9 protein-coding genes, 1 pseudogene and 1 other annotated feature are annotated in these 13,491 nt (G+C 37.9%); of the genes and pseudogenes, 6 read left to right on the top strand and 4 right to left on the bottom strand.

Annotated features, from left to right (window positions below; all coding sequences use genetic code 11):
* Positions 1–219: pseudogene (locus F9U64_RS23260) on the top strand (Gfo/Idh/MocA family protein); the annotation flags it as partial.
* Positions 220–343: 124 nt separating this feature from the next.
* Here the strand turns inward: F9U64_RS23260 and F9U64_RS21290 are convergent.
* Complete coding sequence (locus tag F9U64_RS21290) at positions 344–2,371, bottom strand: penicillin-binding transpeptidase domain-containing protein (protein ID WP_153406909.1); 2,028 nt, start codon at positions 2,369–2,371, stop codon at positions 344–346.
* Between the two features lie 183 nt (positions 2,372–2,554).
* Here F9U64_RS21290 and F9U64_RS21285 point away from each other — a divergent pair, with 183 nt between their 5' ends.
* Positions 2,555–3,721: a serine hydrolase domain-containing protein gene (locus F9U64_RS21285; protein ID WP_228275833.1), complete on the top strand. Its 1,167-nt coding sequence runs from the start codon at positions 2,555–2,557 to the stop codon at positions 3,719–3,721.
* Between the two features lie 45 nt (positions 3,722–3,766).
* Here the strand turns inward: F9U64_RS21285 and F9U64_RS21280 are convergent, their stop codons facing one another.
* Positions 3,767–4,762: an LLM class flavin-dependent oxidoreductase gene (locus tag F9U64_RS21280; RefSeq protein ID WP_153406908.1), complete on the bottom strand. Its 996-nt coding sequence runs from the start codon at positions 4,760–4,762 to the stop codon at positions 3,767–3,769.
* 91 nt (positions 4,763–4,853) lie between these two features.
* Here F9U64_RS21280 and F9U64_RS21275 point away from each other — a divergent pair, with 91 nt between their 5' ends.
* Positions 4,854–5,210, top strand: a complete 357-nt coding sequence (locus F9U64_RS21275) for a DUF488 domain-containing protein (RefSeq protein ID WP_153406907.1) — start codon at positions 4,854–4,856, stop codon at positions 5,208–5,210.
* A gap of 164 nt (positions 5,211–5,374) precedes the next feature.
* Complete coding sequence (locus F9U64_RS21270) at positions 5,375–6,976, top strand: pyruvate oxidase (RefSeq protein ID WP_153406906.1); 1,602 nt, start codon at positions 5,375–5,377, stop codon at positions 6,974–6,976.
* Positions 6,977–7,101: 125 nt separating this feature from the next.
* Here F9U64_RS21270 and F9U64_RS21265 read toward each other — a convergent pair whose 3' ends face one another.
* Complete coding sequence (locus tag F9U64_RS21265) at positions 7,102–7,302, bottom strand: cold-shock protein (protein WP_089740234.1); 201 nt, start codon at positions 7,300–7,302, stop codon at positions 7,102–7,104.
* A 168-nt stretch (positions 7,303–7,470) separates the two neighbouring features.
* Positions 7,471–9,135, bottom strand: coding sequence for a biosynthetic-type acetolactate synthase large subunit (gene ilvB, locus F9U64_RS21260; protein WP_153406905.1), 1,665 nt, complete (start codon positions 9,133–9,135; stop codon positions 7,471–7,473).
* 212 nt (positions 9,136–9,347) lie between these two features.
* Between ilvB and rlmN the strand changes: the two genes are divergently transcribed.
* Positions 9,348–10,418, top strand: a complete 1,071-nt coding sequence (rlmN, locus tag F9U64_RS21255; protein WP_153406904.1) for a dual-specificity RNA methyltransferase RlmN — start codon at positions 9,348–9,350, stop codon at positions 10,416–10,418.
* A 120-nt stretch (positions 10,419–10,538) separates the two neighbouring features.
* Positions 10,539–10,752: a binding site (T-box leader), on the top strand.
* A gap of 92 nt (positions 10,753–10,844) precedes the next feature.
* Entirely contained in the window at positions 10,845–13,262 is a 2,418-nt protein-coding gene (gene leuS, locus F9U64_RS21250; protein ID WP_153406903.1) for a leucine--tRNA ligase, read from the top strand.
* The last annotated feature ends 229 nt before the right edge of the window (positions 13,263–13,491 follow it).

Below are 13,491 nucleotides of genomic sequence, written 5' to 3'. Positions count from 1 at the left end.
GAAGGCGAAATCATTGTAACAAATAATGGTGGACAGCAGAGCAGCTGCAAAGTCTCAGGAGATCAGTATAAATTAATGGTGGAGGACTTTAGTGATGCTATATTAAATGACCGTCCACTAAAATATTCAGAGGACAAGATGGTGAATCAAATGAAAGTACTGGATGCCGTTTATCAAAGCAGCAGAGAGAAGCGTTCTGTATCTCTATCACAGCGCTGACAGGATTCAAAGTCTCTCTTTATAAAACAGTGCAAGCGAGCCGATTATTATGGCTCGCTTGCTGATTTCTCTGAGAATAATCCTTAAGAAACTATTGGAAGGACGGATTAATGTCCGATTTTTCTTAGTTTGGTAAGTTTTCAATAGCATTGGCAACTTTTTCTGCTACATAGCCGCTTCCGTTCGGTTTTTCTTCAATATGCTCTATCATCATGGAAATAATGATACTGCCATCGAGCGGATAGCCAACAAACCAGCCATTTTCCTGACCTCCAGTTTGAGTTTGTGATTGTTTCAGTTCTGCTGTACCTGTTTTTCCAGCAATTTCTACTGAAGATATATTGGCATCTTGACCAGTACCACTTGTTACAACATCTCTCATTGCATTTTGAAGCAAACTTGCATGCTCGCTGGAAATTAATCCTTCTTTCCAGCTGCTGGCTTCTTCATCCATTAACAAGGATGATTTCATTATTGTGCCATTATTCAGGATAGCTGAGAATGAGCTTGCCAAGTGTAATGCACTCATTTGAACTTCCCCTTGCCCATAACTTGTATCTGCAAGTAAAACTTCATTCTCCAGAGATCCATTTGCAGAAATAGTACTTGTCTGAATAGGATAAGTAAATGGAAAATCTTCACCAATTCCAAAATTCTTCATCCCTGTCACGAGTGCTTCTTCTCCCATACCCAATGCTTGCATTGCAAAGTAAATATTGTCTGACCGAACTAATGCATCATGAAGGTCAACTAATCCATTCGATTCGGACACGCGTCTAATCCGGTAATTCCCCCAGCCTTCTTTTTGCCAGGTAAGTCCGTTTATTTCTAATCCTTCGGCAGGATCAATGGAACCATTTGTTAAGCCTATGGCACTTGTGATCGGTTTGAAGACAGAACCAGGTGCAAAGGTTGATGCAAAGCGGTTTAATAATGGAGTATCAGGATCATTATTCCATTTGTCCCATGTTGCTGAACTTAAACCGTATAAAAATGCATTAGGATCAAATGAGGGACTGCTCACAAGGCCCAAAACTTCGCCAGAACTCGGGTTAATTGCTGCTGCTGTACCTGCCTCACCGTTTAAAGCATAATATAATTCGTTCTGGACATGTATATCTATTGTTAAATTTAAATTTTTACCATGGATTACTTTCTTTTCTGCTATGGTGACAGGCTCTTGTCCTTCTTTCTGTGCATAAATCACTAATCCTTCTTCACCACGTAATTGTTCTTCAAACAACTCTTCTAATCCCCGATATCCGATGAGATCATTTTCATTGTAAAGATCATTGTCCAATTCGTCTAATTTTTCGGCAGTGATAGGGGCGATGTAACCAACAAGATGTGCAGCCGCTTCTCCGAAGGGATAGACTCTCCCGACAATAGTTTGGTATGTGAGTGGTTTTATTGAAGAAACGGCTCCTGCTAAATCCTTTTGCTCCAAACTCGGTACAACTTTCAAAGGGACAAAGTGTTGTGGCTGAACCCAGGCTTGATTTAATTGTGACTCGATCTCCTCTAATGTTATATCTAATAAATCAGCGATTTGCTGCTTTTCCGAATCGCTGTTTTCTGTAAATTGATTCGGAACCACACCCATTTGATAAATGCTTTCATTAATGGCTATACCTTGGCGGTTGCGGTCATAGATTTGTCCTCTTGCTGGCTGTACCGCTTTTATACCGATGGTCCCCCCATCTTTTATCTGAGGGAAAATAAGTCCTTCATTCCAGTTAACCAGCCAATTTACTGTTTCTTGCTCATCAATTACTTCGACTGTTTTAACCATTTCAATTTCACTGTCAAAAGAGACAGGTCCAGCTATCGTATCCATTTTTACTTGTAGTGGATAGTGCACAGATTCGATCTCTTCTTCCTCATTATTTTCCGACTCAGGGTCTGGCATATCAAAGCTTATTTGTAAATTTTCCACATCTATATCATGATAAATTTTTTCATAACGATCAATAAACGCTTCTTTCCCTACTGTTTCTGTCATTTCATGCATAGCCTTAAAATCATATGCTTCCCAATGTTCGACATATTCTTGAAGTCGTTCTTCTGGTTTTACTTCCTCTTTTTTTTGGCATCCCGTTATAAGAAAGAGAGATAGAAAGAATATAAATGAGAACAGTGCCCACTGTTTCATAGGGAAAAACTCCTTTTTAAATATTTGTCCTGTCTCTTACATTGAAACACTATTTTTGTTGAATTGATTATCGTTGACTATATTATTAGTATACGAATTTATGGAAAATAATGCACGCTAATTTCGTGTTCTTTACAATCTGTGGTAAAATATAGAAAGCGTATACACGAAAGGGTGGATATAGTGTTAAAAGACAGATTAGATCAATTGTTAACTGGGTTTGTAAATAATGGACCAAGTGGTGCAGCAATGTCGGTAATAAGGAATGAAGAAGTACTTTATGAAAACTATATAGGATATGCAAATAAAGAATCTATGATAAGAATTGATTCAGATACAATCTATCGTATCTATTCAATGACAAAAGTTGTTACATGTGTTGCTGCGATGCAATTATTGGAGCAAGGTAAATTTTTGCTGACGGACCCTTTAGCTGAATATTTGCCAGAATTCCGCCAAATGGAAGTTTATCGTTCTGGATCAGAAGCTGCGTTGCAAACAACTGCTTCTGAAAAGCAGATTTTAGTGAAAGACTTATTTCAAATGACATCAGGTCTTGTTTATGGCGGAAATGCTACAGAGGTGGAAAGGCTTACTTCACAAGTGATGAAAGATTTGCATCAAATAGAAGAAAAAGCAGGGGAATCACGTTTACGCCAGTTCTCGAAAAATTTAGCAGAATTGCCTTTAGAATTCGAACCAGGAACTCAATGGAAGTATGGTTTAAGTCATGATGTGCTTGGTGCACTGATTGAAGTTTTAAGCGGCATGCCTTTTGGTCAATATTTATCTACATACATTTTTGAGCCACTGCAAATGAAAGATACTTTTTTCCGGATACCGGATAATAAAAAGCATCGATTAGCAAGGTTATATGATCGTAAACATGATGGAACATTATCTCCTAATACGGTATTAGATAAAAACGCTGAACCAATTGCTGTAATGGAAAGCGGTGGAGCGGGATTATTTTCAACATTAGCTGATTACCAGAAATTCGCTCATTGTTTAGCGATGGGAGGGAAAACAGGTGACTTCCAATTATTGAGTAAACACTCGATTCAATTAATGGCTCAAAACCATCTGGGTGATGAAATATTGCCGCAATTAGGCTGGAATTATGACAATGGATATGGTTACGGATTAGGGGTAAGAGTGATGATGGATCAGACAAAAGGTGGCAGTACTAGTGAAATAGGGGAGTTTGGCTGGTCAGGTTTAGCTGGTACGTATGTTTTTATTGATCCAAAGAATAAATTATCTGCTGTCTATATGCAGCAAATGTTACCAAACTTTGAGACATATCATCAGCCAAGAATACGTAATGTTGTCTATGGGTCGCTTGACTAGATTATAGGAAATATAGCGTACCAATATTGGTACGCTATATTTAGCTTACATCACAATATCTGCAATGATGCTGTAGGAATTCAGCCTGTCATCATGATTATAAATTTGACTATTTATAATTACTTCATCTGCCTGTGTTTCGTCTAGAAATACTGCCAGTTTTTCCTGTACTGCTTTTTTATCTCCAATTATCGTTGTTTTACTGTTTACACTTTTTTCAACAGAGGCTTTTTCATAAACGTTCCATACTTGATCAATGTCGTCAATTGGCGGCATTAATTCTGATGGTGCACCACGTACTAAATTCAAGAATTGCTGCTGTTGTGATGTTGCTAACCATTTGGCTTTTTCAGTCGTCTCAGCAGCAATGATGTTTACACCTACCATTACATGTGGTTTCTCTAATTGGTGGGAGGGCTGGAATTTTTCTCGATATATTCGTAATGCTGGCAAAGTATAATCTGGCGAAAAATGACTGGCAAATGCAAAAGGCAGTCCTTTCTCAGCAGCCAGTCTTGCACTGAAATCACTGGAGCCCAGCAGCCATATCGGTATATTGGCATCTTTTCCAGGGATTGCTTTCACTCTTTCTGTACCAGCAAAATATCCTTCTAATTCTTCTACTTGAAGTGGAAAATCTTCCGGGCTGCTATTTAGTGTTCTTCTTAATGCAAAAGCTGTAGCCTGGTCACTTCCGGGAGCTCTGCCTAGACCTAAATCAATTCGGTTTGGATAAAGTGCTTCCAGTGTACCGAACTGTTCTGCAATTACGAGTGGGGCATGGTTTGGCAGCATGACTCCTCCTGCACCGACACGTATTCTCTCTGTATGACTGGCGACATGACTAATAACAAGCGAGGTTGCGGAACTTGCAATTCCCGGCATATTATGATGTTCTGCAAGCCAGTATCTATAGTAACCCAGGTTTTCTGCATGTTTGGCTAAATCTGCACTATTTTTAAAAGATTCTGAAGGGGTACTGCCTTCTAAAACAGGCGCTAAATCTAAAACAGAAAACTTTACATTTGAAAAATCATTCATTCTGTTCACATCATTGATTCATTTTCATTGAAGAAAATGATACGCTTATTATGAGTAGTCGTCTAATGATTTGCTTATGGAGTGTGGTCAGATGCAAATAAAGCGTGTATATGAAATTGCGAAAGAGGAAGACAATGTACGGATATTAGTCGATCGGATCTGGCCGAGAGGTATTTCAAAAGAGAAGGCATATCTGAATGATTGGTTAAAGGAATTAGGGCCATCACATGAGTTGCGAAAATGGTTTGCTCACGACCCTGATAAATTTGATGAATTTAGAAAAAAGTATCTGCATGAACTTGAAAAAGATGAGGAAAAGCGGGAAGCATTTCAACAGTTAAGGAATTATTATGAAGCAAATAATGGCAATATTACATTAGTGTTTGCAGCGAAAGAGATGGAATATAATCATGTGAATGTGTTGAAAGAAAAATTAGAGAGTAAATGAATTGCACAGTATGGAAATCCACCATTTTAAGGTGTTTCCAACCTGTGCTTTTTTTAATTCTTGAATGTTTTACTTACAGGAGGAAGGGAAGGAACTAAATAGCATAAAAAACCTTGCTGATTTAGCGGATAAAAAAATATTGCCTGAGTAAAGGAGTGGAGGAAATGAAAGCATCAGAAGAGGTAGTGAGAATTCTTTCCGATTGGGATGTAAACCATATCTATGGATATCCTGGCGATTCCGTGAATAATTTGATTGAAGAATTCAGAAAGTCTCAAAGTGAACTGAAATTTATTCAGGTAAGGCATGAAGAAGTAGCCACATTAGCAGCATCAGCAGAAGCGAAATTAACTGGTCGCGTTGGGGTATGTGTATCGATCGGTGGACCTGGAGCTATACATTTATTAAATGGGATGTATGATGCGAAAGCTGACAGTGCTCCATTAGTAGTAATTACTGGTCAGATCTCTCATGATTTACTTGGAACAGATAATTTTCAAGAGGTGAACCTGGAAAGATTGTTTGACGATGTCGCTATTTTTAATAAAAGAGTAACATCAGGGAAACAGCTCGGCCCGTTATTAAAACAAGCTTTTCGAGAGGCGTACGAGAAAAAAGGTGTTTCGGTATTAACGGTTCCCGATGATGTATTTACTGAGAAAGTAAGAAAAACGGAATTAAGGTCAGAAGCTATTCCTTCTTTCCATCTTGTACCTGATAAGCATAGTGTACAAAAGGCAGTCTCTTTGATACAACAAGCCAAGAAACCAGTTATCCTTGCTGGTAAAGGAGGAATGGGTGCAAGAGATGAATTATTGGAGTTTGCGGAGAAGATTGCTGCACCTGTCGTTGTTTCTTTAAGAGGGAAAGGTGTTATCCCTGATCAGCATCCGTTATGTATCGGAAATCTTGGTCATTTAGGGACGAAACCTGCTTATAAGGCAATGCAAAATGCTGATCTGCTGATGTTAATCGGGACATCTTATCCTTATCGGGATTTTCTTCCGAGTGATGCACCTGCAATTCAGTTGGATATTGATTCGAGTAAGATTGGTAAATGGTACCCTGTAGATGCAGGCCTTGTGGGGTCTGCAAAAGAAGTGCTTGCTGGATTTAATGAACAATTAACTTATAAAGAAGATCGAGACTTTTTACAGGAATGTCAGCAAGATATGTCGGACTGGTGGAAGCAAATGGATGAGATTGTAAGTGAGAGCAGTGGGAATTTACAAGGACCTCATGTAATAGGTACATTAAATGATTATCTAGATGATGATGCAATTGTATCTATTGATGTTGGAAATGTAACCGTATGGTCTGCTCGATACTTGCGTTTAACAAATCAAAAATTTATTGTATCAAGCTGGTTAGCCACAATGGGATGTGGTTTGCCGGGAGCAATAGCTGGAAAGTTAAATCAACCGGATAAACAAGTAATAGCAATCTGTGGTGATGGCGGTTTTTCAATGGTGATGCAGGATTTCCTGACTGCAGTAAAATATCGACCGCCGATTACTGTCATCATTCTAAATAATGAAGAGATAGCCATGATTAAATACGAACAAAAGGAAATGGGGCATTCTCCGTACCAGACAGATATACAAGATTTAAATTATGCAGATTTTGCAAAAGCAAGTGGAGCAAATGGTTATTTTGTACAAAATAAAGATGAGTTAGTTGCAGCGTTAAAAGAATGTAGAAATAATGATTTACCTTCCATTATTGATGTGAAGATCGAAAGCAGAGAGCCGTTACCAGGAAAATAGAACAACATGATAAGCAGCGGAGTAAAAAAGAAGGCTGGAGTTACACTAAACATGCTAAACAATAAGCATTTAATAAAAAAAGACACTCGTTTATATAAACGAGTGTCTTTTTATCTAGTTGCTAATTAGTTTTTAGTAACGTTAGCAGCTTGTGGTCCACGGTTACCTTCTTCGATTTCGAAAGAAACGCTTTGACCTTCTTCAAGTGTTTTAAAGCCTTCGCCTTGGATAGCAGAGAAGTGTACGAATACATCGTCTTGACCTTCTACTTCGATAAATCCAAAACCTTTGTCTGCGTTAAACCATTTTACTGTACCTTGTACCATATTTCTTTTCCTCCTAGTGTGAGCCGTTCACACAAATGTATTACTATTCTTGCTCTTGCCTCAAAACGAAAACTTTACGTTACGATACTTGAAGGTGTCATCGAACAAAATAGCTAAATTCATTATAGCAAGCAGATCATTAAATTGCAAGCGTATCCTCAAAATAATTTAAAAATCATCTTTTTCATGTTGAATGGCATCCGTATTGTTCCCTCCGGGCGGGACAATTGGAAAAACGTTTACTTCCTCTTCGATTATGAAGTCTAATAACACAGGTCCTTGTATTTCAAAGGCTTTTTGAATAATATACTCAGCTTCTTTATTAGTTGTTGCCTTGTATGCACTCATCCCGATACTTTGTGCGAATCTGATAAAATCAGGTGAAGTAATTTTCACTTGGGAATATTTGTTTTTAAAAAACAATTGCTGCCATTGTCTTACCATGCCTAGATAACCGTTTCGCAAAATAGCGATTTTGATATTTAAGTTATATTTTGCTACATGAAATAGTTCTTGAATGTTCATTTGAATACTGCCATCACCTGTTACACATATAACGGGCTGATCGGGTTGCGATACAGCCCCGCCTATGGCAGCAGGTAAACCGAATCCCATTGTTCCAAAGCCGCCTGATGTTAAAAAATGTCGTGGCAAATGGAAGGGATAGTGCAGAGCTGTCCACATTTGGTGCTGACCGACATCTGTCGCGATAATAACATCTTCTGGTGCATGCTTATGCAATTGTCTGATGATATGGTCAGGTTTCAGCATGCTTGCCGAATTACTGAATTGTGGGGAATTTTTGCGCCAATTGTTTACTTCTTCACACCATTGCAGGGATTTATAATCTTCCAGTAAAGGATTAATATGGATTAAAAATTCTTTAATATCACAAATGATCGGGAAATCGACTGAAATGTTTTTGTTAACTTCAGCAGGGTCAATTTCCACCTGGATTTTTCTTAAATTAGGTGAAAAGCCGTTTGTTCTGCCTGTGATGCGGTCACTGAACCTTACTCCTAAGCAAATTAATAAGTCAGCACGATGAACAGCCCGGTTTGCTGCAAATGTTCCATGCATCCCGAGCATACCTAAGTTAGAAGGGTGGTCTGAGTCTATTGCCCCTAACCCCATTAATGTAAATGTAAAAGGGATTTTCGTTTTTTTAATAAAATCGAGCAACTCATTACTTGCACCACTTGCAATAACCCCGCCACCTATAATAAGAACAGGTCTTTCTGCTTTCTCCATTACATGGAATATTTTTAATATTTGTTTTTCAGGAATTTTCTCTACATTATTTTGCGTTGCCGACAAAATGGAGAAGGGTTCACTCAATTCAGACTCACAATTTAGAACAGATTCATCAAAATCAACGATAACCACTCCTGGTCTGTTTGCTAATGAAGTATTAACAGCTCTGGCAACTATCGTCGGTATATCAGCAGGCCTATTGATTGTATATTGATATTTGGAAACTGGCTTTGTAATTGACTCTATATCCATTTGAGCAGCATACTTCCTGCTTTTTTGGATAAAAATGACTAATGGTATACTATCTATTTGGGCTGTAGCTATTCCGGTTACCGCATTAGTAAGCCCGTATTCTGTAGTGATAAAGGCGATTCCTGGTTTTCCAGTTGCTCTTGCATATCCATCAGCAGCATGAATGATGGATTGTTCGTGAGTTAATTGAATTAATTTGGCTTGTTTCGGTTGGAGAAACGGTAATTGAAATACAGAACCGAATAATGTATCTGTCTTTTCATCCTCTAATGCTTTTACAAGTAATTTTGCAGAAGGAAATAGCATAGTTTTTTGAGTTTGATGCATTAAGATTCCTCTTTTCTCGTTTTCCTAATTGTAAAATGAAAAAAACAAGTTCACAGTGAGGTTTATCACGGTTAAATAGGGAAAAGAATAAAGGATAGCTTGATATCAACAATGTGTTTATTTTTGGGTTATAACGTAATTTCTTCTATTGCAAAAAAGGAAGGTACCGTTTAAGATAATATGATGGAGTAAAATGAAATGAGGTATCGTTAATGAATAAAAAGTCAATCTATTCATTCACTTTAAATGAATTGGCAGATTGGTTAGTAGAACATGGACAAAAGAAATTCCGGGCAAAACAAATCTGGGATTGGTTATATAAGAAGAGAGTCGATTATTTTCATGAAATGACTAATCTTAATCAAGAGTGTCTTGATCTCCTGAATGAGAAATTAGTTATTGGTACATTAAAAGAAGAAATTAAACAAGAGTCCAAGGATGGAACAATTAAATTCCTTTTTAAAATGACTGATGGGAATTTAATCGAAACAGTGCTGATGAAGTTTAATTATGGATATTCTGTTTGTGTCACAACCCAAGTTGGCTGTAATATTGGTTGTTCCTTCTGTGCCAGCGGCCTGTTAACAAAGGACCGTGACCTCAATGCCGGTGAAATTGTCGAACAGATAATGAATGTACAAAAACATTTAGATAAAAGAAATAAAGAAGAAAGAGTAAGCCACATTGTCGTGATGGGTATTGGTGAACCTTTTGATAATTACAATAATACAATGAACTTTCTGCGAATCGTGAATGATCAGAAAGGGCTCTCCATCGGTGCACGTCATATCACAGTCTCAACCAGTGGTCTTGCGAAGAAGATTTATGATTTTGCTGATGAAAACATTCAGGTGAATCTAGCTCTGTCATTGCATGCGCCGAACAATGAGCTTCGTACAAAGATAATGAAAATCAACAAAGCATTTCCGCTTGAGAAGCTAATGCCAGCCATTGATTATTATTTAGAAAAAACGAACCGTAGAATTACTTTTGAATATATTTTATTAAAAGACGTAAATGATCATAAAGAAGAAGCAAAGCAATTAGTACAGTTGCTTAAAAACAAACGTCATTTGTCTTACGTTAACTTAATTCCATATAATCCAGTTGATGAGCATAATCAATACAGCAGAAGTGAGAAAAAAGCCATTCTCGACTTTTATCAGATATTATTAGAGAATGGGATTAATTGCGGTGTCCGTGTTGAACATGGTACAGATATCGATGCTGCTTGTGGACAATTAAGAAGTAAACAAATGAAGAAAGAAAAACAGAAAGTATAGAAGGCCCTTAATATCAAGTTCCACTTCTTTTTTGAAAACTTGACAAAATTCAGACATTTCTTTAAACTATCCATAACATAAAGAAAACTGTCTAAATTCATGCCTTTAATGATTTATATAAAACAGACGATGAAGAGGATTAGTAGTAAAGGAATCAGGTTAAGAGAGGTGGCGGTATGGTGCAAGCCACTCCTGAACTTTATGAACTCGCCTCAGATGTTACGAAAGTGAAGGTTAGTAGCTTTTGTCGTGATCCGCGTTAAGGAAATGAAGTGAGTGTCAGCTTTTGGCACTAATTTTGGGTGGTACCGCGGGAATCTCTCTCGTCCCATTTTTGGGATGTGAGAGGTTTTTTTGTGTTACAGAACATATGTTTATGTTGGTTGATTAAAGTGTTAAAGCGATGTATAGGGAGGAAAATATAAGATGTCATTTGACCATAACGCTATTGAAAAGAAATGGCGAGATTACTGGATAGAAAACAAAACATTTGCGACAAATGCAGCTTCAGACAAACAAAAATTCTATGCGCTTGATATGTTTCCATATCCATCAGGTGCAGGGTTGCATGTTGGGCACCCGGAAGGATATACTGCAACAGATATTTTATCACGAATGAAAAGAATGCAAGGGTACGAAGTGCTTCATCCAATTGGCTGGGATGCTTTTGGCTTACCTGCAGAACAGTATGCATTAGATACAGGGAATGATCCGGCTGAATTTACAGAGAAAAATATCAATACATTCAGACGCCAAATTCAGGAGCTTGGCTTCTCTTATGATTGGGATCGTGAAGTGAATACAACAGATCCGAATTATTATAAATGGACACAGTGGATTTTTCTTAAGTTGTATGAAAAAGGGCTTGCGTACATTGATGAAGTGCCGGTTAACTGGTGTCCAGCTCTAGGTACAGTACTTGCCAATGAAGAAGTGATTGACGGGAAAAGTGAGCGTGGAGGCCACCCTGTTGAACGGAAACCAATGAAACAATGGATGCTGAAAATTACGGCATATGCTGATCGTTTATTAGAGGATCTGGAAGAATTAGATTGGCCTGAAAGCATTAAAGACATGCAAAGAAACTGGATCGGCCGTTCTGAAGGTGCAGAAGTCATTTTTGGAATTGACGGATTTGATGACACATTCACAGTCTTCACAACAAGGCCTGATACTTTATTTGGGGCAACCTATGCGGTACTGGCACCTGAACATCCTTTAGTGGAAAAAATCGTTACATCTTCACAAGAAAAAGCGGTAGATGAATATATTAAGAAAGTACAAGCGAAGAGTGACTTGGAAAGAACAGATCTGGCAAAAGATAAGACTGGTGTATCTACTGGAGCTTATGCAGTTAATCCAATTAATGGAGCTAAACTGCCAATTTGGGTGGCTGATTATGTTCTGATGTCATATGGTTCTGGTGCAATCATGGCGGTACCGGCACATGATGAACGTGATTATGAATTTGCCAAAGCATTCAAATTGGATATTATCCCGGTATTAGATGGCGGAGATGTTGAGAAAGAAGCATTTACAGGTGATGGACCGCATATTAATTCCGATTTCTTGAATGGAATGAATAAAGATGAAGGAATTAAAGCGGCAATTAACTGGCTGGAAGAGAACGGAAAAGGCGAAAAGAAAGTAACTTATCGACTTAGAGACTGGCTATTTAGCCGCCAGCGTTATTGGGGAGAACCCATCCCGGTTATTCATTGGGAAGATGGAACGATGTCTGCAGTGTCGGAAGCGGAATTGCCACTTGTATTACCAAAGACAAATGAAATTAAACCATCAGGCACTGGTGAATCACCATTAGCAAACATTGATGACTGGGTAAACGTTACGGATCCGGCAACAGGGATGAAAGGACGTCGTGAAACGAATACGATGCCTCAATGGGCAGGAAGCTGCTGGTATTTCCTAAGATATGTTGATCCGAACAATTCAGAACAACTAGCTGATCCGGATTTATTAAAAGAATGGCTGCCAATCGATGTTTATATTGGTGGGGCAGAACATGCGGTGCTTCACTTACTGTATGCAAGGTTCTGGCATAAATTCTTATATGATATCGGTGTGGTACCAACGAAGGAGCCTTTCCAAAAGCTATATAATCAGGGCATGATTCTTGGTGAAAACAATGAAAAGATGAGTAAATCAAAAGGTAATGTAGTGAATCCTGATGAGATTGTAGAAACACATGGTGCAGATACGCTTAGACTATATGAAATGTTTATGGGTCCGCTGGATGCATCGATTGCATGGTCTACAAACGGGTTAGATGGTGCCCGAAGATTCTTAGATCGAGTTTGGAGACTTTTTGTTACAGATCAAGGTAATCTGTCAGATAAGGTATCTGCTAATACTAACTCAGAAGATTTAGAAAGAACTTATCATGAGACTGTAAAAATAGTCACACAAAACTTTGAGGATTTGCGTTTCAATACAGGAATCTCACAAATGATGGTTTTTGTGAATGAGGCATATAAGGCCGATAGTATATCAAAAACATTTGCTGAAGGTTTCATCAAATTACTTTCACCAGTAGCTCCACACCTCGCTGAAGAAATATGGAGTCTGTTAGGCCATGAAGGAACAATCGCTTATGTGGAATGGCCAAAATTTGATGAATCTAAGTTAGTTCAAAATGAAGTAGAAATTGTTGTTCAGATCTTAGGAAAAGTAAGAGCGAAATTAATGGTCAGCAAGAATGCAACAAAAGAGGAGATCGAAGAAATTGCTTTACAGGATCCTTCTATTAAAGAAAGACTTGAAGGTAAAACAATACGGAAAGTAATTGTTGTACCTGGTAAGTTAGTGAATATTGTTGCCAATTAAATTGAATGATGGAAATGCCCTTGGATTTGTGCCAAGGGCATTTTTATAAAAATATAAATTTATGTGTTGACTTTTAGAATGAAACTGTGTATTATAGATAGAGTTCGCGACAGACATTACAAATTGGAGTTGACATCATATCACTGCATTTGCTATAATATATTTGTCGCTTAGACATTGATCATTGAAAACTGAACAAAACAACCAGTATGAAAGAATATTTAAGAAA

It is taken from the genome of Gracilibacillus oryzae (assembly GCF_009498735.1).
In the GTDB taxonomy this organism is placed as follows: Bacteria; Bacillota; Bacilli; order Bacillales; family Amphibacillaceae; genus Gracilibacillus; species Gracilibacillus oryzae.
Note: the sequence above shows the minus strand (reverse complement) of the source record. Positions and strands in the feature narration are given on the sequence as shown.

Bases quoted from the DNA above. Each gene is read 5' to 3' on its own strand.
- F9U64_RS21290 (WP_153406909.1), bottom strand. From the start codon at position 2,371: ATGAAACAGTGGGCACTGTTCTCATTTATATTCTTTCTATCTCTCTTT.
- F9U64_RS21280 (WP_153406908.1), bottom strand. From the start codon at position 4,762: ATGAATGATTTTTCAAATGTAAAGTTTTCTGTTTTAGATTTAGCGCCT.
- F9U64_RS21275 (WP_153406907.1), top strand. From the start codon at position 4,854: ATGCAAATAAAGCGTGTATATGAAATTGCGAAAGAGGAAGACAATGTA.
- F9U64_RS21270 (WP_153406906.1), top strand. From the start codon at position 5,375: ATGAAAGCATCAGAAGAGGTAGTGAGAATTCTTTCCGATTGGGATGTA.
- F9U64_RS21265 (WP_089740234.1), bottom strand. From the start codon at position 7,302: ATGGTACAAGGTACAGTAAAATGGTTTAACGCAGACAAAGGTTTTGGA.
- ilvB (WP_153406905.1), bottom strand. From the start codon at position 9,135: ATGCATCAAACTCAAAAAACTATGCTATTTCCTTCTGCAAAATTACTT.
- rlmN (WP_153406904.1), top strand. From the start codon at position 9,348: ATGAATAAAAAGTCAATCTATTCATTCACTTTAAATGAATTGGCAGAT.
- leuS (WP_153406903.1), top strand. From the start codon at position 10,845: ATGTCATTTGACCATAACGCTATTGAAAAGAAATGGCGAGATTACTGG.